Annotated in this window: 18 protein-coding genes; 13 read left to right on the top strand and 5 right to left on the bottom strand. The window is 73.1% G+C overall.

Features of this window, described 5'->3' with window-relative positions; all coding sequences use genetic code 11:
- Positions 1-677: LysR family substrate-binding domain-containing protein (locus H5J33_RS04540; RefSeq protein WP_181793480.1), on the bottom strand; the 677-nt coding region annotated here is incomplete at its 3' end.
- A 130-nt stretch (positions 678-807) separates the two neighbouring features.
- Between H5J33_RS04540 and H5J33_RS04535 the strand changes: the two genes are divergently transcribed.
- Complete coding sequence (locus H5J33_RS04535) at positions 808-1215, top strand: DUF5997 family protein (protein WP_181793479.1); 408 nt, start codon at positions 808-810, stop codon at positions 1213-1215.
- Positions 1216-1284: 69 nt separating this feature from the next.
- Here H5J33_RS04535 and H5J33_RS04530 read toward each other — a convergent pair whose 3' ends face one another.
- Positions 1285-1707, bottom strand: coding sequence for a secondary thiamine-phosphate synthase enzyme YjbQ (locus H5J33_RS04530; protein WP_181793478.1), 423 nt, complete (start codon positions 1705-1707; stop codon positions 1285-1287).
- A 234-nt stretch (positions 1708-1941) separates the two neighbouring features.
- Here H5J33_RS04530 and H5J33_RS38605 point away from each other — a divergent pair, with 234 nt between their 5' ends.
- The 5 genes from H5J33_RS38605 to H5J33_RS04510 all read left to right on the top strand — a co-directional run bounded on the left by H5J33_RS38605 (position 1942) and on the right by H5J33_RS04510 (position 5917).
- Positions 1942-2025 carry a putative leader peptide gene (locus H5J33_RS38605; protein ID WP_350968097.1) on the top strand — a complete coding sequence of 28 codons (84 nt, stop codon included), beginning with the start codon at positions 1942-1944 and terminating at the stop codon, positions 2023-2025.
- Between the two features lie 129 nt (positions 2026-2154).
- On the top strand, positions 2155-3045 hold the full coding sequence (locus tag H5J33_RS04525; protein WP_181793477.1) for an ABC transporter permease: 891 nt from the start codon (positions 2155-2157) through the stop codon (positions 3043-3045).
- Positions 3018-3755, top strand: a complete 738-nt coding sequence (locus H5J33_RS04520) for an ABC transporter ATP-binding protein (protein ID WP_181793476.1) — start codon at positions 3018-3020, stop codon at positions 3753-3755. Before H5J33_RS04525 ends, H5J33_RS04520 begins: the two co-directional genes overlap by 28 nt.
- A gap of 32 nt (positions 3756-3787) precedes the next feature.
- On the top strand, positions 3788-4795 hold the full coding sequence (locus tag H5J33_RS04515; RefSeq protein WP_181793475.1) for an ABC transporter substrate-binding protein: 1008 nt from the start codon (positions 3788-3790) through the stop codon (positions 4793-4795).
- A 45-nt stretch (positions 4796-4840) separates the two neighbouring features.
- Positions 4841-5917 (top strand): NAD(P)-binding domain-containing protein, encoded by a 1077-nt coding sequence (locus H5J33_RS04510; RefSeq protein ID WP_181793474.1) that lies wholly within the window; start codon positions 4841-4843, stop codon positions 5915-5917.
- Between the two features lie 11 nt (positions 5918-5928).
- On the opposite strand, the gene mltG is transcribed toward H5J33_RS04510, so the two are convergent.
- Together mltG and H5J33_RS04500 are read right to left on the bottom strand one after the other, a co-directional pair.
- Positions 5929-6831, bottom strand: coding sequence for an endolytic transglycosylase MltG (mltG, locus tag H5J33_RS04505; protein ID WP_181793473.1), 903 nt, complete (start codon positions 6829-6831; stop codon positions 5929-5931).
- A gap of 43 nt (positions 6832-6874) precedes the next feature.
- Positions 6875-8677 (bottom strand): ABC transporter ATP-binding protein, encoded by a 1803-nt coding sequence (locus tag H5J33_RS04500; protein WP_181793472.1) that lies wholly within the window; start codon positions 8675-8677, stop codon positions 6875-6877.
- 114 nt (positions 8678-8791) lie between these two features.
- On the opposite strand from H5J33_RS04500, the gene H5J33_RS04495 reads away from it, so the two are divergent.
- Positions 8792-9241: a MarR family winged helix-turn-helix transcriptional regulator gene (locus tag H5J33_RS04495; protein ID WP_181793471.1), complete on the top strand. Its 450-nt coding sequence runs from the start codon at positions 8792-8794 to the stop codon at positions 9239-9241.
- Positions 9242-9342: 101 nt separating this feature from the next.
- Here H5J33_RS04495 and H5J33_RS04490 read toward each other — a convergent pair whose 3' ends face one another.
- A complete protein-coding gene (locus H5J33_RS04490) occupies positions 9343-10953 on the bottom strand; it encodes a peptide-N4-asparagine amidase (protein WP_309485317.1) in 1611 nt (536 codons plus the stop codon).
- Between the two features lie 229 nt (positions 10954-11182).
- Between H5J33_RS04490 and H5J33_RS38285 the strand changes: the two genes are divergently transcribed.
- From H5J33_RS38285 to H5J33_RS04460, 6 genes are all read left to right on the top strand, one after another.
- Positions 11183-12727, top strand: a complete 1545-nt coding sequence (locus H5J33_RS38285) for a M1 family metallopeptidase (protein WP_309485316.1) — start codon at positions 11183-11185, stop codon at positions 12725-12727.
- Positions 12728-12957: 230 nt separating this feature from the next.
- A complete protein-coding gene (locus H5J33_RS04480; protein ID WP_181793470.1) occupies positions 12958-15045 on the top strand; it encodes an N-acetylmuramoyl-L-alanine amidase in 2088 nt (695 codons plus the stop codon).
- Positions 15046-15238: 193 nt separating this feature from the next.
- Positions 15239-17041, top strand: a complete 1803-nt coding sequence (locus H5J33_RS04475) for an ABC transporter ATP-binding protein (RefSeq protein ID WP_181793469.1) — start codon at positions 15239-15241, stop codon at positions 17039-17041.
- Complete coding sequence (locus H5J33_RS04470) at positions 17038-18819, top strand: ABC transporter ATP-binding protein (RefSeq protein WP_181793468.1); 1782 nt, start codon at positions 17038-17040, stop codon at positions 18817-18819. Before H5J33_RS04475 ends, H5J33_RS04470 begins: the two co-directional genes overlap by 4 nt.
- 486 nt (positions 18820-19305) lie before the next feature.
- Positions 19306-19776: a DUF5709 domain-containing protein gene (locus tag H5J33_RS04465; RefSeq protein ID WP_181793467.1), complete on the top strand. Its 471-nt coding sequence runs from the start codon at positions 19306-19308 to the stop codon at positions 19774-19776.
- A gap of 51 nt (positions 19777-19827) precedes the next feature.
- Positions 19828-20091 (top strand): type B 50S ribosomal protein L31, encoded by a 264-nt coding sequence (locus tag H5J33_RS04460; protein ID WP_181793466.1) that lies wholly within the window; start codon positions 19828-19830, stop codon positions 20089-20091.
- Positions 20092-20093: the final 2 nt, after the last annotated feature.

The raw sequence follows: 20093 nt of genomic DNA, 5'->3' as shown, positions 1-20093 counted from the left end.
CCGTTCTGCTGGGCGGCGCCCCGGTCGGAGCGCCCCGGCCGGGCGTCGGCCGCGCCTTGCGCCGTCGTACGGCCCCGGGTGCTGTTGACCGTACGGCCGCGGACGATGCCGATGAAGTCCTCCACCAGGTCGGTGGTGGCCTCCTCGGGCCAGGCCAGGGCGACGCTCGACCGGGGTGCGTCGACGACCGGACGGTAGGTGAGGTCCCGGCGGTGGTACAGGCGGGCCAGCGACTGCGGTACGACCAGGAGGCCGACGTTCGCCGCCACCAGTTCGATGGCGTCCGGGGTGGTGGCGGGGCGTTCGAAGGCGGGTTCGCCCGGCGGGGCGTCCCAGTCGAAGACGTCGTCCAGGGGGTGGAAGAGCACCTCGTCGGCGAGGTCGGCCAGGGTGACCTCCTCCGCCGCCGTGATCAGGTGGTCCTTGGGGACCACGACCACCGTGGTCTCGGTGTACAGCGGGATCGCGCTGAAGTACGTACGGTCGACCGGCAGCCGGACGAAGCCCGCGTCCGCCTCCCCCGCGCGCAGCACCCCGGGCGCCTCGCCGGCCGGGACCTGGACGAGGGCGAGCGGGATGCCGGGCAGCCGCTCGTTCCAGATCCTCACCCACTTGGCGGGCGTCACCCCGGGAACGTACGCGAGCCGGAACGACGGTGATTCCTCCGAGCCTGTCACCAGGCCAGACTACCGGCCGTCGGCGTGCGCCCGGTTCCGGCGGTGGCCGGCGTCCGCGTCCCGGCGGTGGCCGGCGTCCGCCTTCCGGCCGTGGTCGGCGTCCGCGTACACGGCCGATACCCTTGACCTCATGAAGTCGCAGCAGAGCACCCAGACGATGAAGCCCGCGACCGCGGCGAAGAAGCTGGGTGTGTACCTCCCCGCCACCCCCGCCTCCTTCCAGGAGGGTGTGGTCTCCCGCGCCGAGCTGAACGAGCTCCAGGCCAATCCGCCGGAGTGGCTGCGCGAGCTGCGGCTGAACGGCCCCCACCCGCGCCCGGTGGTGGCCGCGAAGCTGGGCGTGTCCATCGCGGGCCTGGCCCGCGGCGGCGTCACCGAGGCGCTGACCACCGAGCAGATCGAGGCGCTCAAGCAGGAGCGGCCCGAGTGGCTGGAGAAGGAGCGCGCCACGCAGGCCGAGGTCCGCAAGGAGGCCGCGCGGCTGAAGGACGCGAAGAAGGAGAAGGCGGACCGGGAGGGCGCCGCCGAGCGCCACTGATCCGTCCGGCCCCGCCCCGCGGCGGGGCCGTTCCGTGCCGCCACGGGAGGGCCCGGCCGCCCCGGCGCCTCAGCCCAGGAAGCTCAGCCGTACCCGGCGGTCGGGGTTGTCCTTGTTGGTGTCCACCAGACACACCGACTGCCAGGTGCCCAGTTCCAGGCGTCCGTCGATCACCGGGAGGGTGGCGTGCGGCGGGACGAGGGCGGGCAGGACGTGATCGCGTCCATGGCCGGGGCTGCCGTGCCGGTGCTGCCAGCGGTCGTCGGCGGGCAGCAGGCTGTGCAGGGTCGCGAGGAGGTCGTCGTCGCTGCCGGCGCCCGTCTCGATGACGGCGATCCCGGCGGTGGCGTGCGGGACGAAGATGTTGAGCAGGCCGTCCCGGCCCGCGGCCGCCTCCCGCAGGAACTCCTCGCAGTCGGCGGTCAGGTCGACGACACGTTCCCGGGTACCGGTGGAGACGTGCAGCATGCGCGTGGTGAAGGCATCGGACATGCCCCCATCCTGACCCATGCGCCGGTTTTCACACGCCCCCGCCGCCCGCACACTGCGGTACGCCGGGACCGCGAGGATGCCGGCCGATGTATCCGACGTCCTGTGCTCCTCCGTACCGGTCGGCACATCCGCCGGTTGGATCAGGCCGGTCCGGCACCCCGATTTCTGATACGGCCGGTCCATAACACGAGACGCCGTTGACCTGTGCACGTCCACCTGGCTAGGTTCGGCGGCATGTCGCGTTCAGCCCTGCTCACCACGCGCGGTCACATCGACCTGCTGCGGGTGGCCTCCGCCGCGTGTCGCACCGGCCGCTGACGCCCTTCTCCTCCTCGCCTCCTCCGCCCGCACTCCGGGCCGCCCGCGCCTGCCCGTACGCACACCCTGACCGCTCGTCGGCCTGATCACGGCGTCGCGGCGCGGAGCCTCCCTCCCCCTGGAGCGTTCATGAGCATCAGTCACGCCCCACCCAACCCACCCTCAGCCGATATTTCCGGTATCTCCGGGCCGGGGCGCCCCGGCAAGGACGCGTTCCCCGGCCTCCAGCCCGTCGTCCCCGCCTCCGCCCGCCGCGCCCGGGTCCCCCGCTGGCTGCGCCGCACCACCGGCCCGCTCCTGCTGCTGGCCCTGTGGCAACTCCTCAGCGCCACCGGGGTACTGGCCCCGGACGTGCTCGCCTCGCCGGGCCGGATCGCGCAGGTCGGCTGGGATCTGGTGAGCGATGGTTCGCTGCCGTCGGCCATGGCGACCTCGCTCCGGCGCGTCGCGCTCGGCCTGCTGTTCGGCACGGTGACCGGCACCGGACTCGCGCTGTTCGCGGGGCTGTTCCGGATCGGCGAGGACCTGGTGGACGCGCCGGTGCAGATGCTGCGGACGGTGCCGTTCGTCGGTCTCATCCCGCTGTTCATCATCTGGTTCGGCATCGGCGAGGCCCCGAAGACCGCGATCATCACCCTCGGTGTCACCTTCCCGCTCTACCTCAACGTGTACGCGGGCATCCGGGGTGTCGACGCCCAGCTCATCGAGGCCGGTGAGTCGTTGGGGCTCTCCCGCTGGGGGCTGATACGGCATGTGGTGCTGCCGGGCGCGCTGCCCGGGGCGCTGACCGGACTGCGGTACTCCCTCGGCGTCGCCTGGCTCGCGCTCGTCTTCGCCGAGCAGGTCAACGCCGACGCCGGCATCGGCTTCCTCATGGTGCAGGCGCGGGACTTCCTGCGGACCGACGTGATCGTGGTCTGCCTGATCGTCTACGCCTTCCTCGGTCTGCTCGCCGACTTCATCGTCCGCTCCCTCGAAAGGCTGCTGCTGCAATGGCGACCGACGTTCACCGGACGGTGACCGGGCCCGCGGTCCATGTCGAGGGGCTGACCCGCTCCTTCGACGGCCGCGCGGTCATCGACGGCCTACGACTCGACGTCGCGCCCGGCGAGTTCGTCGCCCTGCTCGGCCGCAGCGGCTGCGGCAAGTCGACCCTGCTGCGCATCCTCGCGGGTCTGGACCGGGACATCGAGGGCACCGCGCTGGTCCCGCGCCGCCGGGCCGTCGCCTTCCAGGCGCCCCGGCTCATGCCCTGGAAGAAGGTGTGGCGCAACGTGCTGCTCGGGCTGCCCGGCAGGCCCGAACGGGCGGTGGCGGAGCGGGCGTTGGACGAGGTCGGTCTCGGTCACCGCGTCGACGCCTGGCCGAAGACCCTCTCGGGCGGCGAGGCCCAGCGCGCCTCCCTCGCCCGTGCCCTGGTGCGCGAGCCCGATCTCCTGCTGCTCGACGAGCCGTTCGGCGCGCTCGACGCGCTCACCCGGATCCGGGCCCAGCGCCTGGTCGGGGAAGTCTGGCAGCGCCGGGGCTGCGCGGTGTTGCTGGTCACACACGACGTCGAGGAGGCCGTACTGCTCGCCGACCGCGTCCTGGTCATGGACCGCGGCCGGATCGCCCACGAACAGGCCGTCGACCTCGACCGGCCGCGTGAGATCACCGACCCCCGGTTCGCCGCGCTCCGCGCCCGGCTGCTCGGACTGCTCGGCGTCGGCACCACCGCCGAAACCGCCTGACCCCGCTCCCCCTCGCACCGAACGGAACCGCCATGCGACGACGACTCGTCCCCGCCGCACTGCTCCTGCCCCTCGCCCTCCTGCTCACCGCCTGCGGCGGCAGCTCGTCCGCGAGCACCGACACCGACGGGACGGGCCCGGTCACGCTCGACGTCGGTGACCAGAAGGGCGGTTCGGAGGCCATCCTGCGCGCCGCCGGAGAGCTGGAGAACCTGCACTACAAGATCAAGTGGTCGACGTTCACCTCCGGCCCGCCGCTGCTGGAGGCCGTCAACGCCCGGGCCGTCGACATCGGCGGCGTCGGCAACACCCCGCCCGTCTTCGCGGCCGGCGCCGGCTCGAAGATCACCGTCGTGGCCGCCTGGCACGGCACCTCCAAGGGCGACACCATCCTCGTGCCGAAGGGCTCGAAGCTGACCGGGACCCGGCAGCTCAAGGGCAGGTCCGTCGCCGTCGCCCAGGGCTCGTCCGCCCACTATCAGCTGGTCGCCTCGCTCGAGGCGGCGGGGCTGAGCCTGTCCGACGTCAAGGTGAAGTACCTCCAGCCGGCCGACGCGCTCGCCGCGTTCACCTCCGGCAAGGTCGACGCGTGGGCGGTCTGGGACCCGTACACCTCGCAGATCCTCCAGGCCGGGCGGGGCCGGGTGCTCACCACCGGTGACGGCGTGACCAACGGCCTCACCTTCCAGGTCGCCTCGCCCGCCGCGCTGAAGGACCCGGAGAAGGCCGCCGCCGTCAAGGACTATCTGGCGCGGCTGCGGCGGGCCACGGACTGGGTGTACGCGCACCAGGAGCAGTGGGCCAAGGTGTGGGCGAAAGACACCGGTCTGCCGTACGAGGTGGCTCTGTCCTCCGTGCGGCGCACGAACTCCACCCGCGTGGCGGTCGCCGTCGACGATCCGCTGGTCGCCTCCGAGCAGCGGATCGCCGACGCCTTCACCGAGTTGCGGCTCATCCCGCACAAGGTCGACTTCGCCGGCTTCGTGGACCGGCGGTACAACGGCGGCCTGCCGCCGTCGACGACCCCGGCGAAGGGCTAGCGACCGCCGGGAAGATCCGTGTGCCGGTTCCTGTTGGGGACAGGCGTGAACGCAGCACGCGAGGTCGAGGTCGTCGTCATCGGCGCGGGTCAGGCAGGCCTGTCCGCCGCCTATCACCTGCGGCGGACCGGTTTCGAGCCGGACCGCGACTTCGTGGTCCTCGACCACTCCCCCGGACCGGGCGGCGCCTGGCAGTTCCGGTGGCCCTCGCTGACGTTCGGCAAGGTGCACGGGATGCACGCGTTGCCCGGCATGGAGCTGACGGACGCCGACCCGGCGCGGCCCTCGTCCGAGGTGGTCCGGGAGTACTTCGACCGCTACGAGCGCACCTTCGGCCTGCGGGTACGGCGTCCCGTGGACGTCCGCGCGGTACGCGAGGGCACCGGGGGCCGACTGCTCGTCCAGACGCCGGACGGCACCTGGGCGGCGCGGGCGCTGATCAACGCGACCGGCACCTGGGACCGGCCGTTCTGGCCGCGCTACCCCGGCCAGGAGACCTTCCGGGGGCGGCAGTTGCACACGGCGCAGTACGCCGGCCCCGAGGAGTTCACCGGCCGGCGGGTCGTGGTGGTGGGCGGTGGGGCCTCGGGCACCCAGCACCTGCTGGAGCTCGCCCCGTACGCCGCCGCGACCACCTGGGTCACCCGGCGGCCCCCGGTCTTCCGCGAGGGGCCGTTCGACCAGGAGGCGGGTCGCGCGGCCGTCGGGCTGGTGGAGGAGCGGGTGCGCCAGGGGCTGCCGCCGCGCAGTGTGGTCTCGGTCACCGGGCTGCCCCTGACCGACGCGATCCGGCGGGGTCTGGCGGACGGCGTCCTGGACCGGCGGCCGATGTTCGACCGGGTCGTCCCGGACGGTGTGGAGTGGCGGGACGGCGGCGAGGTAACGGCCGACGTGATCCTGTGGGCGACCGGTTTCCGCGCCGCGCTCGGTCATCTCACGCCGCTCGGGCTGCGCGAGCCGGGCGGCGGCATCCGGCTGGAGGGCACCCGCGCGGTCGTCGATCCGCGGGTCCACCTCCTGGGCTACGGCCCCTCCGCCAGCACCATCGGGGCCAACCGCGCCGGGCGCGCGGCCGTCCGGGACATCCGGCGGCTGCTCGCCGGGGAGCCCGTCGCCGCCTGACGTCCCACCGCTCAGCCGGCCGAAGGCCGCGCGGGGTCCGGTGAGGACGAGGACCAGGGCACGCCGCCGTCCGGCTGGGCCGGTGCCGCGCTCTGGTGGACGGCGTGGAACTCGGCCACGTTCCGCAGGTGCTCGTCGTAGTCGGCGGTGAAGCGGGTCTCCCCGGGCCGGACCGTGACGAAGTACAGCCAGTCGCCCGGCGTGGGGTTCAGGGCCGCGCGCATCGCGTCCGGGCCGGGGTTGTCGATCGGGGTCGGGGGCAGGCCCACGCGCTGGTAGGAGTTGTACGGGCTCTGCACCTGACCGCTGCCCTGGCCGGTGTGGCCGGGGTCGTGTTCGAGCGCGTAGCCGACGGTCGAGTCCATCTGCAGCGGCATTCCACGGGCCAGCCGGTTGAGGATGACCCGGGCGATCTTGCCCATGTCCGCCTTGGTGTCGGCCTCGGCCTGGACGATGCTGGCGACGGTGACGGCCTGGTGGAGGTTCATCGCGTTGCGCTGGGCCCCCGCGGTGACCGGCGCCAGGCCGTACTTGTCGTTGGCGGTGTCGACCATGGTGCGCAGCAGCGACTCGGGGGTGGCTCCTTCCGGGATCGGATACGTCGCCGGGAAGAGATAGCCCTCCGGGTTGCCCTCGGCCTCGCCGGGCAGTTTCAGCGCCGCCTTGCCGAGCGACTTGCGGGTGCTGCCGGGGGGCAGCCGGAGCGCCTTGTCGACCGCTTCGTACACCTGGCTCGCGCGCCAGCCCTCCGGGATGACCAGGGTGGCGGCCCCGGACTGCTCGCGGTCGCCCGCGAGCAGCAGCAGCGGCACCGCCACGGCGGTGCCGGCCGCGACGGCTCCGGCCACGAGGGTGACGAGTCTGCCCCGGCGTGTCAGTCGGATCGTGTTCCGTGGCGGAGTGTTCGTCTGCATGCGGGCACGGTAATACGCATATCGTCATAAACCTGGCATATGTTCAGTCTGTCGGTCGCAGTTGCGCATCGCGGCGCACCAGGGCCGCGTACCGCCCGTCCCGCTCCAGGAGTTCCTCGTGCGTGCCCCGTTCGGCGACGCGCCCGGAGTCCAGCACCACGATCTGGTCGGCGTCGCGGACGGTGGACAGCCGGTGGGCGATGGTGATGGTGGTGCGGTCGGCCGAGAGCGCGTCGATGGCCTGCTGGACGGCGGCTTCGGTGCGGGTGTCGAGCGCGCTGGTCGCCTCGTCCAGGATGAGGACCGGCGGGTCGCGCAGGATGGTGCGGGCTATGGCCAGACGCTGCTTCTCGCCTCCGGAGAAGCGGTGGCCGCGTTCGCCCACGACCGTGTCGTAGCCGTCGGGCAGCGCGGTGATGTGATCGTGGATCTGCGCCGCCCCGGCCGCCGCGTGCAGTTCGTCGTCGGTGGCGTCCGGCTTGGCGAAGCGCAGGTTGTCGGCGACCGAGGCGTGGAAGAGGTACGTCTCCTGGGAGACGACGCCGACCGCGCGGGCGAGGGTGTCGAAGTCGAGGTCGCGGACGTCCACCCCGTCCAGGGTGACCCGGCCGCCGGTGACGTCGTACAGGCGGGGCACGAGATAGCCGAGCGTGGACTTCCCGGCACCGGTGGGTCCGACGACGGCGAGGCTGCCGCCGGCCGGCACGGTGATGTCGATGCCGTCGAGGACGGGGCCGCCCTTGTCGTCGTACCGGAACTCGACGTTCTCGAAGCGGACTTCGCCCTTGACCGCATCCAGGCGGACCGGCCGCTCGCGCTCGGTGATGTCGACCGGCAGGTCCAGGTACTCGAAGATGCGCTGGAAGAGCGCCAGCGAGGTCTGGATCTGGACGCCGGTCGCCAGCAGGCTCACGGCCGGGCGGAACAGGCCCTGCTGGAGGGAGACGAAGGCGACGATGGTGCCGAGGGAGACATCGGGCCCGCCGAACCGGAGGGCGAGGCCGGCGGTCCAGTAGATGACGGCGGGCATCGCGGCCATCACGATGGTGATCACGGCCATGCGCCAGCGCCCGGCCATGTTCGATCTGACCTCCAGGTCGACCAGGCGCTCGGACTCGGTGGCGAAGGACGCGGTCAGCGAGTCGGAGCGGCCCATGGTGCGGCCGAGCAGGATGCCGCTGACCGAGAGCGACTCGGTGACCGTGGCCGCCATCGCGGCCATCTGTTTCTGCCGCTGGGTGGTGATCTTCTTGCGTTCGTTGCCGACGCGGCGGCTGATCCAGACGAACGCCGGCAGCAGGACGAGCGAGACGATCGTCAGCCGCCAGTCCAGGGCGACCATGGCGACGACCGTGGCGACCACGCTGGTGACGTTGGAGACCAGGGAGGTGGCGGTGGAGGTGACGGTGGCCTGCATGCCGCCGATGTCGTTGGCGATGCGGGACTGCACCTCGCCGGTGCGGGTGCGGGTGAAGAAGGCGAGCGACATCCGCTGGAGCCGGCCGTAGACCGCCGTGCGCAGATCGTGCATGACCCGCTGGCCGACCGTGGTGGAGATCAGCGTCTGGAGCACACCGAAGACGCCGGCCAGGACGGCGCTGAGGATCATGCCGAGCGCGAGCAGGCTCAGCAGACCCGTGCGGCCCTCGGGGATGGCGACGTCGAGCGTCTCCCGCAGCAGGAACGGCGTGGCCACCGAGACCAGCGAGGAGGCCCCGACGAGCAGCCCGACGACGGCGAGGCGCCCGCGATAGGGACGGAAGAGCCGCAGGATGCGGCGCACCTGCCGGGGCTGCTCGCCGGCGTCGGCAGGTGGGGTCCAGGAGGTTTCGTGGTCGGGATGCATGGGCTCCTACGGAGGTGAGCGGGGGGCCGGCCCGGGACGGCCGACGATGCATGACTGATCGTAGCTCATTGTTACCTATACTCACAATGAACGGCGTCCTGATATTGTTCCCGCATGACCACCCCCGATCCCGACGGCCTGCTCGCCGAGCAGTTGCTACGGCTCACCCGCCGGGTGCACCGCATCCAGAAACACCATCTGGAACAGCGCGACCTGGGCGTCACGCCGGCCCAGTCCCGGCTGCTGCGCACCCTCGCGCACTACCCCTCCCCGCCGCGCATGGCCGACCTGGCCGAGCGGCTGGAGGTCGTGCCGCGCGCGGTGACGACGCTGGTCGACGGGCTGGAGGCGAGCGGCAAGGTGCGGCGGGTGCCGGACCCGGCGAACCGGCGCGTGACCCGGATCGAGCTGACCGACGAGGGCCGCGCGACCCTGCTCGAACTGCGCGGCGCCCGCCGCTCGGCGGCCGAGGAGATACTGGCGCCGCTGACGGAGAAGGAGCGTCAGGTGCTCGGGCTGCTGCTGGACACGCTGATCGACGGGGAGGCCGCGCCGCGCTGCTGAGCGGCCTCCCCCCTCGGGAAGAGCCCCGGCCCGGGGACGTCCGCACCGCCGTGCGGCCCGCCCCGGGAACGGGGCCCTGGTCTGTGCGGCCGCGGCCGGACTCAGCAGCGGTCGCGGTCCTCCGTCAGCACGCCCTGGACCGTGGTCAGGGAGCGGTCGTAGCAGCCCGCCGAGCCGAGGAGGCGGTAGCGCTCGGCCGATGTGCCCACCGCGTGCCGCTGGTCGCGCGGGACGTCCAGGGTGTACGCGGCGTCGCCGCGGTAGGTGTCGTCCAGTCGCGACCACGCGATGCGCCGGCCGCCCTCACGCGTCACCGTCGACGCCCGGTCGCCGACCGAGAGAACGGTGCGCAGCCGGCCGTCCGGCCCCAGGGTGACGGTGCCGTTCATGGTGTAGGTCCGGTGGGTGCGCGTCGTGCGCGCCGGGCCGTGACCGGCGGTCCCGACCGACTCGTCGTCGCTCCAGGAGGCGTCGAGCCCGTCCGTGTCCTCGCCGTCGGTCCAGCGGTGCACGGAGGCGTGGGCGAGCGCCCGCGTGACGGTGGTGGTCACCCGTCCATGAGAGGTGTCCAGGTAGCCGGAGACGGTGAGCCGGTGCCCCGCCTCGGTGTCCACCCGGTGCTCCCGGCCGGGCGTATGGACCGAGGAGTCGGCGAGGTCGGTGGCGGTGTCCTCGGTGAGCGCGCCGGGGACGCGGGCCCGGTGCGGGTCCTGCCAGACCAGGACGTTCACCGGGGTGCTCCAGCCCGGCTGCCCCGCCGGCACCCCGGCGACGGACACCTCGACGCGGTGCGGGCGGCCGTCGTTGAGCAGGCCGGCGAAGGGCGTGAGGTCGTACTCGACGGGCCGCACGTCGAAGGCGCGCGGGGCCGGGACGACGTACCAGAGGAAGGGGTTGGACCAGCCGCCCGTCCACACGTGCGGGTACGGCGCCGCGATGCCGGCGAGCCGCCCGTCGACGCTGATCCGCACCTCCCGGTACGGCCCGTGGTCGGCCTTGCAGGAGTACGGGGCGGGGTCGGCGACGGTCAGGTACCAGAACTCCTCGCAGCCGCCGCCCGAACCGGTCGCGTACACCTCGGCGACGATCCGTTCGCTGTTGCGCGGGGTGGTGAGCGTCGTACCGGCGGGCGTGTCGGCCAGGGTGAGGACGCGGTCGGGCGCGGGGGCCGCGGGACGCCCCGCGTAGAAGGTCAGGGTGACGTGGACGTCGATGGCGCCGGTGTAGGTGTCGTCCACCACGTTGCCGATCAGCATCTCGACGTCCCGGGCGGCACGGAAGGTCTCGCTGTAGCGGGTTACGTCCTTCTCGACGTGCCACTCGATGCCGGCGGGCGAGGGTTCGGGGGTGGAGGTGCGCAGGATCTCGGCCCCGCCGACCCGCAGATAGCCGAGCCGGTCGTACTGACGGCCCTTCACCTTGCCGTCGAGGCGCAGCACGACCTTGCTCCAGCGGTCGCCGCAGCCCTCCGGGGGCGCGTAGGTGCCGCGGTAGGGCGTGAAGTCGCGGAACCGGACGTCGGCAAGGGTGACCCGGCAGGAGCGGGTGTGCGGACGGGCGACGGGCGGCGCGGCGGTCACCGGGTCGTGCCAGTCGGTGCCGAACTCGGCGGGTACGCCGGCCGCCCGGGCGGCCGGCGCGCCCGTGCCGGAGAGCACGCTCGCCAGGAGGGCCGCCCCGGCGAGCATGGACATGACTAACTTTCGTCTCATGACCCGTGTTCTACGGGCAGACGACCCGCCCCGCAATGACGCCTCGGGGGAACGGCGCGATGCGGACAGCCGTCCGGGACACCACATAGACATCCAGAAAAGTGACAATCAGTTATATAACCGCATCTTACTGGCATAGTGCGAGCATGGAGATCACGACCGCAGGCGGCCCTCCCGCCGGGCGCGCGGCCGCGAGCCCGGCTTCCCGCACCGCCGAGGGGCACTCCCGGTGAAGGAGCCGGTCACGGGCGCCTCCGCGCGGTACCGCCGGATCGTCCGCACGCTCGCCGGAGCCGCCGTACTCGCACTCGTGGGAGCGGCCGTCCTCACCGTTACCGCCCTGTTCACCGGTACCGGCCGGCGCCCCGCCCCCGGCGCCCCGGCCACCGGTGCCACCGCCGGTCCGGTCCCCTCGCCCGGCGCGCCGGGCATCGGCGACCCGCTCATGCCGCTGGCCGGCAACGGCGGCTACACCGTCCGCCGTTACACGCTCGACTTCGACTGGCGCGCGCCCCGTACACCCTTCGAGGCCCATGCCACCGTCAGCGCCACCGCCACCCAGGCCCTGTCCCGCTTCGACCTGGACTTCGCGGGCAACACCCTGCACCGCGTGACCGTCGACGGGACACCGGCCGCCGCCGAACGCCACGGTGACGAACTCGTCGTCACCCCCGCCAAGCCGGTCCCGCGCGGCCGCGCGTTCACCGTCCGCGTCGCCTACACCGCCGACCCCACGCAAAGACGCCACCGCGACGACGCCATCCAGGACTACGGCTGGGTGCCCACGTCCGACGGGACCGTGGTCTGCGCGCAGCCCGACGGCGCCAGGATGATCTTCCCCGCCGACGACCACCCGAGCCTGCGGGCGCCCATCACCTTCCGCGTGACCACCCCGCCCGGTGTGAGCGCGGTGGCCAACGGCCGCCTCGTCGGCACCGAACGGCGCCCCGACGGCCGCACCCGGTGGACGTACGACTCCGAACAGCCGATCGCGGCACAGCTGATCCAACTGGCGATCGGGCGGTTCACGTTCGTCGACAGCCGGGGGCCGCGCGGGCTGCCCGTCCGGGACGTGGTGCCGGACGGCCTGGTCACGGACACCGAGGAGTACCGCTCGCTCACCCCGGACCACCTGGCCTGGCTGGAACAGCGGCTCGGCCCCTATCCGTTCCGCCGCTACGGCGTGCTGGTCGGGGACACCGACCTGCCGGTGGCACTGGAGACCCAGTCGCTCGCCGTCCTGCCCCGCGACGACCTGCTGGGCGACCGGGTCGACGCCGAACGCAACCTCGTGCACGAACTGACCCACCACTGGACGGGTGACAGCGTCGCCATCCGGCGCTGGTCCGACCTGTGGCTGAGCGAGGGTCACGCCCGTTACTACGAACGGCTGTACTCCGGCGAGCACGGCGGGGCCGATCTGGAGTCCGTGATGCGGGCGGCGTACGAGCAGCACGACCAGTGGCGGCACGACGAGGGAGCGCCCGCCGAACCCACCGGCGCCACCCTGTTCAAGGTGATGCGGTACGACGGCTCGGCACTGGTGCTGTTCGCGCTGCGGGAAAAGGTCGGCGAGGACACCTTCGGCCGGATCGAGCGGGCCTGGGTGACCGCCTACCGGGGCCGGGCGGCCGGAACCCGGGACTTCGTCGCGCTCGCCTCCCGGGTCGCGGGCGAGGACCTCGGCCCGTTCCTGCGCCCGTGGCTGTACGGCGCGCACACCCCGCCGATGCCGGGGCACCCCGACTGGCAGGTGGACCCGGTGGAGGACTGAGCGTCCGGGTGACCGGGCGGCCCGACTGGGACCGGACGGCATGTCATGTTTGGTTGCCCCGGGCAGCGGAGTCACTGCCGCCGACCGGGTGGCCTCTGCCGGAGGGCTGGTCCACACCGGTGACGCTCGCCACGACACGGCGCCCGGGGCACGGAAACGTACGAGGGGTGGCGCGACGGGCAACTCCTTTGCCCTTGTTGCGAACGAGCGTGGTTGGGAGAGCCCCTGCAATGAGAAGAACTGTCGTTGCCCGTATCCCCGGTGCCGTCCGGAGATGCCGCCGTACGGCCTGTGCGATCGCGGGGGCGGCGCTGCTGCCACCGCTGCTGATCCTCCCGATGTCCGGCTGCGCCGATCCGTCCGACCGGCGGCTGCAGGACGCCTTCACGGACGCCGCGCGCGAGTTCCACGTGCCGCGCAGTGTCCTCATGAGCGTGTCCTACCTGCAATCGCGCTGGGACTCCCATCCCGGCGCGCCCAGCGTCGCGGGCGGCTTCGGGCCGATGCACCTGCTGGACCCGGAGCTCGTCACCACACCGGCCCCCTCCGCCGACCCGCGGGCGGCGGACGGCGTCCACGCCCAGCCCCGCGCCGCGGCCCCCGGACCGGCCGCCACGGGCAGCGCCGACACCTCGCCCGGCCGTGCCGTGCAGCCCGCGGACCTGCCCCACGCGGCACAGCTGATCCACCTCCCGGCCGAACAGCTGCGCAAGGACGCCGTCGCCAACGTACGCGGCGGCGCTGCGCTCCTGGCCGCCACACAACGCCGGCTCGGCAAGCCCCTCAGCGCCGACCCGGGGGACTGGTGGGAGGCGGTGGCGCGCTTCCCGGGCACCCGTGACGTCTCGTCGGCCGCCGCCTACGCCGACGACGTCTTCGCCCTGATCCGCCGGGGCGCGCACCGCACCACCGCCGAGGGACAGGAGGTCACGCTCCCCGCCACCCCGCGCGTCCGGCCGCGCAAGCACACCCCCACCGCCCGGGGCCCGCAGCGGCAGAAGGACGTCGAGTGCCCCGCCGAACTGGCCTGCGACTGGCTCGGCGCGCCGTACGAGGAGATCGACGACAGCGCGTACGGCAACCACGACCTGGCCGACCGCCCCAGGGACCAGCCGATCGAGTACATCGTCATCCACGACACCGAGGCGGAGCTGCCGAGCATGCTGCAGACGGTGCAGGACCCCACGGAGTCGTCGTGGCACTACTCGATCCGCTCCAGCGACGGCCACATCACCCAGCACGTCAAGACCAAGGACGAGGCCTGGCACTCCGGCAGCCAGTTCGTGAACGCCCGCTCCATCGGCATCGAGCACGAAGGGTTCCTCACCCAGCCCGGAACCTGGTACACGGAGCGGATGTACCGGGCCTCGGCGCGCCTGGTGAAGTACCTGGCGAAGAAGTACGCCATCCCGCTGGACCGGCAGCACATCTTCGGCCACGACAATGTGCCGGCCCCGACCGCCGACAGCATTCCCGACATGCACGACGACCCCGGCCCCTTCTGGGACTGGCGCCACTACTTCGACCTCCTGGGCGCACCGCTGCGGGCCACGGCGGGACCGGACAGTGACATGGTGACCATCCTGCCCGACTACGCCACGCACAAGCCGGCGTTCACGGGCTGCGCCGGCAGTGGTTCACCGTGTCGGCCGCACGGCTCCAGCGCCGTCCGCCTGTACACCGAGCCGAACGAGCGGGCCCCGCTCATCCAGGACCCGGGCCGCAAACCGGACGGCGACGACTCCACGGTGGACGTCAACGACCTGGGTTCCCGGGTCTCCGCCGGTCAGACCTTCGCCGTCGCCGACCGCAGCGGCGACTGGACGGCGATCTGGTTCCAGGGCAACAAGGCCTGGTTCAAGAATCCCCGGAACCACCCGACCGCCGTCGGCGCGGCCGGGCGCATGGTCACCCCGAAGGACGGCCTGGACGAGATCCCGGTGTACGGGCGCGCCCTCCCGGAGGAGGAGGCGTATCCGGACGACATCGACGAGCCGGACGAGTCGCCGCTCCCGTACAGCTTCCAGGCCGGCCAGCGGTATGTGACGCAGTCGGGCGTGGGCAGCTCCTACACCGCCAAGTCCTTCACCGACACGCCCAACCCGGTGGTGTGGGGCCGGGAGAAGTACTACGAGATCCAGTTCGGCCACCGGCTCGCGTACGTGCGGGCCAGTGACGTGGACGTCGTGTCCTCGTCCGCCACGCCAGTGCCGCAGGAGAGCCCGGCCACCCGGACCGCCCCCTCCGCCCCGGCCGCCCCTTCCGGGTCGGCAGGCCGCACCGGTTCCGCCGGTTCCGCCGGTTCCGCCGGACGATGACCGCTCGGCAGCCGGGAACCAGGGATCCCGGCTGCCGGACGGCGGTGTCCCGGCCGCGACACGGCCGATTTCGCGGGCCGTCGGGAAAACTGTTTGAAATTCAGCACCGCATGACGCCAACCTTTCACGGCTTGCCGCCGCGCACCGCGGCGTTCCGCTCCTGCCCTGCCCTGACACGAGCCGCTGGGACGTCATGCAGATCCAAGACCTTCCGTATCCCGATCCGGGCGTGCCCGACGCACGCTCGGGTCCCCGATTCCTGTGGTGGCTCTGGCGCAATCAGCTGGGCGGACAGCTGAAGTCGCTCGCCTGGGGCCTGCTTCACTTCGTCTCCGTCTCCGCCCTGCCCTTCTGCGTCGGCCTGGCCGTGCAGGCGGCCGTCGACCGCTCCGGCACCCGGCTGGCCCTGACGGGTGGTCTGATGCTGTTGTGCGGGGTGGGACTCGCCGTCGGCGACACCCTGCTGCACCGCGCCGCCGTCACCAACTGGATCACCGCCGCCGCCCGCGTCCAGCAGTTGCTGGCACGCAAGGCCGCCCACCTGGGCTCCGCCCTGACCCGGCGGGTGGCCGCCGGTGAGGTGGTGGCCGTGTCCACGGGTGACGTGGAGAAGATCGGCTGGTTCGTCGAGGCCCTCTCCCGCTTCACCGCCGCCGCCGTGACGGTGGTCATCGTCGCCGCCGGACTGGTCGTGTACCAGCCCGCGCTGGGCGTCGTCGTCGCCGTGGGCCTGCCCGTCGTGGCACTCGCCGTGCTGCCCCTGCTGCCGCGCGCGACCCGCCGCGCGGACGTCCAGCGCGAGAAGGCGGGCCGGGCGACCGAGCTGGCCTCGGACACGGTCGCCGGCCTGCGGGTGCTGCGCGGCATCGGCGGCGAGGAGCTCTTCCTGGACCGCTACCGCCGGGCCTCCCAGGAGGTACGCCACGCCGCCGTGCGCAGTGCCCGGATGTGGTCGCTGATCTCCGCCGTCCAGGTGCTGCTGCCCGGGCTGCTGCTGATCGCGGTCGTCTGGCGCGGCATCGGCCTGGCCCGCGAGGGCCGGATCGACGTCGGCGAGCTCGTCACCGTCTACAGCGCGGTCATGATCCTCGCCTACCCGCTGCGGCACTTCGAGGAGATCGCCATGGCCTACTCCTTCTCCCGCCCGTCGGCCAAGCGCGCCGCGCGTGTGCTGTCACTGGAGCGGTCCACGGACACCGACGGCACCCGCGAGGCCGAGGTGCCGGGCGGCGATCTGTACGACCCGGTGACCGGTCTGCTCGCTCCCGCCGGCCGGTTCACCGCCGTGGTGTGCGGTGACCCGGACGCGGCGGGCAGGCTGGCCGAGCGGCTCGGCGGCCACCCCGCGGAGCCGGACCGGTCGGTCCTGCTGGGCGGGGTTCCCCTGGACGACCTGCCGCTGGACAGCGCCCGCACCGCCGTCCTCGTCCAGGACAAGGACCCGGTGCTGCTGTCCGGCACGCTGCGCGAGCTGCTGGACGTGCCCTCGTCCGGTGCGGTGCCGGCCGCGGACGCGCTCGCCGCGGCGCGGTGCGAGGACGTGCTGGACGCGCTGGTGCAGGGTTCGCTGGACGCCGCCGACCCGATGGACGCCCGGATCACCGAGCGCGGCCGGTCCCTGTCCGGCGGCCAGCGCCAGCGGCTGGCCCTCGCCAGGTCGCTGATCACCGATCCGGAGGTGCTGGTGCTGGACGAGCCGACCTCCGCGGTCGACTCGCACACCGAGGCCCGGATCGCGGACGGGCTGCGCCGGCTGCGGTCGGGACGGACGACCGTGGTGTTCACCTCCTCGCCGCTGCTGCTCGACCGATCCGACCAGGTCGCCCTGGTGCACGAGGGCCGGGTCGTGGCGGTCGGCCCGCACCGCGAGCTGATCGACCGCGAGCCCCGGTACCGGGCCGTGGTGACCCGGGAGACCGACGAGGAACTGGCCGCGGCCGACGGCGTGCTGCTGGACGAGCTCCAGGAGCTGGAAGAGATCGAGGAGAGCGCATGATCGGCGTCGCACCGCCGGACCACGACCCGGCGGCCCCGACGACCGCCACCACCCTGCCCGTCGGCGCCGCCGCGACCGTGCGCGCCTACGTCACCGAGCTGTTCCGCCGGCACCGCCGGGCCTTCCTGCTGCTCATCGCCGTCAACACGGTGGCCGTGATCGCCTCCATGGCGGGCCCGTACCTGCTGGGCGGGCTGGTCGAACGGGTGTCGGACGGGACCCGGGAACTCCACCTGGGGCCGACCGCCGGGCTGTTCGTGCTGGCGCTCGCCGTGCAGGCCCTGTTCGTCCGGCAGGTACGGCTGCGGGGCGCCATGCTCGGCGAGCGCATGCTGGCCGATCTGCGCGAGGACTTCCTCGTCCGGTCCGTGGGGCTGCCGCCGGGCGTGCTGGAACGCGCGGGCACCGGCGACCTGCTCTCCCGGATCACCACCGACATCGACCGGCTGGCCAACGCCATGCGCGAGGCCGTACCGCAGCTGGCCATCGGTGTCGTGTGGGCCCTGCTGCTGCTCGGCGGGCTGGTGGTGACGGCACCGCCGCTGGCCGCCGCCGTGCTGCTGGCCGTGCCGGTCCTGGTGATCGGCTGCCGCTGGTACTTCAAGCGGGCGCCGTCCGGCTACCGCTCGGAAGCCGCCGGGTACGCCGCCGTCGCCGCCGCTCTCGCCGAGACCGTGGACGCGGGCCACACCGTCGAGGCGCACCGTCTCGGCGCCCGCCGCGTGGCCCTGTCCGAGCAGCGGATCTCCCAGTGGGTCGCGTGGGAAAGGTACACGCTCTGGCTCCGCTCCGTGCTCTTCCCGGTGATCAACGCCGTCCACCTCCTCGTGCTCGGCTCGGTCCTGATGGTCGGCGGGGTGTTCGTGCTGCGTGGCTGGATCGGAGTGGGCCAGCTGACCACCGGCGCCCTCATCGCGCAGATGCTGGTCGACCCGGTCAACCTCATCCTGCGCTGGTACGACGAGGTGCAGGTCGCCCAGGTGTCGCTGGCCCGCCTGGTCGGTGTCCGGGATGTCGAGCCGGACGCGGGGGACGCGGCACTGGCCCCCGAGGGACGGATCATGGACGCCGACCGGGTGCGCTTCGGTTACCGGGAGGGCGTCGACGTGCTGCGCGAGGTCTCTCTGCGGGTCGCTCCGGGAACCAGGATGGCCCTCGTCGGCCCGTCCGGTGCGGGCAAGTCCACCCTGGGCCGGCTGCTCGCCGGGGTCTACGCGCCGCGGGACGGCCGGGTCACCCTGGGCGGCGCGGAGCTGTCCCGGATGCCCGCCGAGCGCGTCCGCGCGCACGTCGCCCTGGTCAACCAGGAGCACCATGTCTTCGTGGGCTCCCTGCGCGACAACCTCCTGCTGGCCCGCACCGACGCCACGGACGCCGAGCTGTGGGCGGCCCTCGGCGCGGTCGACGCGGACGGCTGGGCGAGGGCCCTGGACGACGGTCTGGACACCGAGGTCGGCTCCGGCGGTCTCGCACTGACCCCGGCACAGGCACAGCAGATCGCGCTGGCCCGGCTGGTGCTCGCCGATCCGCACACGCTGGTCCTGGACGAGGCGACCTCGCTGCTCGACCCTCGTGCGGCCCGCCACCTGGAACGCTCCCTGGCACGGGTTCTCGACGGCCGCACCGTGGTGGCCATCGCCCACCGGCTGCACACCGCCCACGACGCCGACGTGATCGCCGTCGTCGAGAACGGCCGGATCAGCGAGCTGGGCAGCCACGAGGAGCTGGTCGCGGCGGAGGGAGCCTACGCGGCGCTCTGGCGCTCCTGGCACGGATGACGGCCGGACGGGGGCGCGGGTGGGCATGCCTGCGGGCGACGGCTCCCTGGAAAAGGCGACGGGGGCCTGCTGCGCGGCAGTGCCCGCGGGGGTGCCGACCGTGACGGCGGCGGCCGATCCGGCGGAGGCACGGGCTCCGGATGTCACAAACGGCTCCCCCGCGGCTCCGCTCCGGAAAGCCGGTCCGCGAAGCCGTCCGCCTGTCGCGGACCGCGGCCCCGTGAGAACGGGGCGGGAGGCCGTCCCGCCTGGCGCGCTCCGGTGCCCGACGGTCTCCGCCCGGGGTCCGGGCGCCGTTGGGCGCTCACCCCTGCGGCCGTGCCGTTGCGCGGTGCCGATCCGGGGTGGAAGGCTGGAAAGCGGCAGCGGCTCGGGGCGCGCCCGGGAACCAGCCGGTTCGCGGCGTGTGACCTCCGTGCCGCTCGTGCCGACGGCTCGCCGACCGCTGGGGCGGCATCCGGCCGTCCTCACCCTCTGGAGGTAGTCGTGGACAACGCCGACGGTTGGGGGGATGACGTCTACCAGCCCGATCCCTCGGAGATCCGGGAGGACTCGGGGGTGCTCGACGTCGAGGACACTCTGGACTTCGACGGCGTCGCCGACCCCCTCGACCGCGGCTGGTCCCCTCCCGAGCGACCGTGGGCGGTGGAACACGTCGGTGTGACGGCGGCGGAACGCCAGGCGGGCGAGACCCTCGACCAGCGGCTCGCCGAAGAGCTGCCCGATCTCGCCGCGCCCGACGGTGACGGGATCGGGGACTGCGAGGGCACCGACGGGGAACCCCTCGACAATGAGGTCGGCAACTTCCGGTCCGGTCGGCTGGTGGCCCCCGACGAGGGCACGCACGAGGACGACGAGGCCGCACTCGTGGCCACCGACGTCGGCATCGACGGGGCCGCCGCCTCCGCCGAGGAGGCCGCGGTGCACATCGTCGACGAGGACACCCTCCCCGGCTGAGCCGGGCAGTCCGGACGCCTCCGTCCCGACCTCCCGTCCCGAGGAGCCGCCATGCAGCAGGACAAGCACCCCGACTACCACCCCGTGGTCTTCCGTGACCGCGCCGCCGGATACGCCTTCCTGACGAGGTCCACCGCGCAGAGCGAGCAGACCATCGAGTGGGACGACGGCCACAGTTACCCGGTGGTCGACGTGGAGATCTCCTCCGAGAGCCACCCCTTCTACACCGGCAAGGCGCGTACGGTCGACACCGAGGGCCGCATCGCCCGCTTCGAGCGCCGGTACGGCACGGCGGACGCGGGCGAGTCCGGCTGATC

This window comes from Streptomyces sp. WELS2, from assembly GCF_013870595.1.
Classification (GTDB): domain Bacteria; phylum Actinomycetota; class Actinomycetes; order Streptomycetales; family Streptomycetaceae; genus Streptomyces.
The sequence above is the reverse complement of the archived record's forward strand: the minus strand, read 5'-3'. Positions and strand labels throughout refer to the sequence as shown.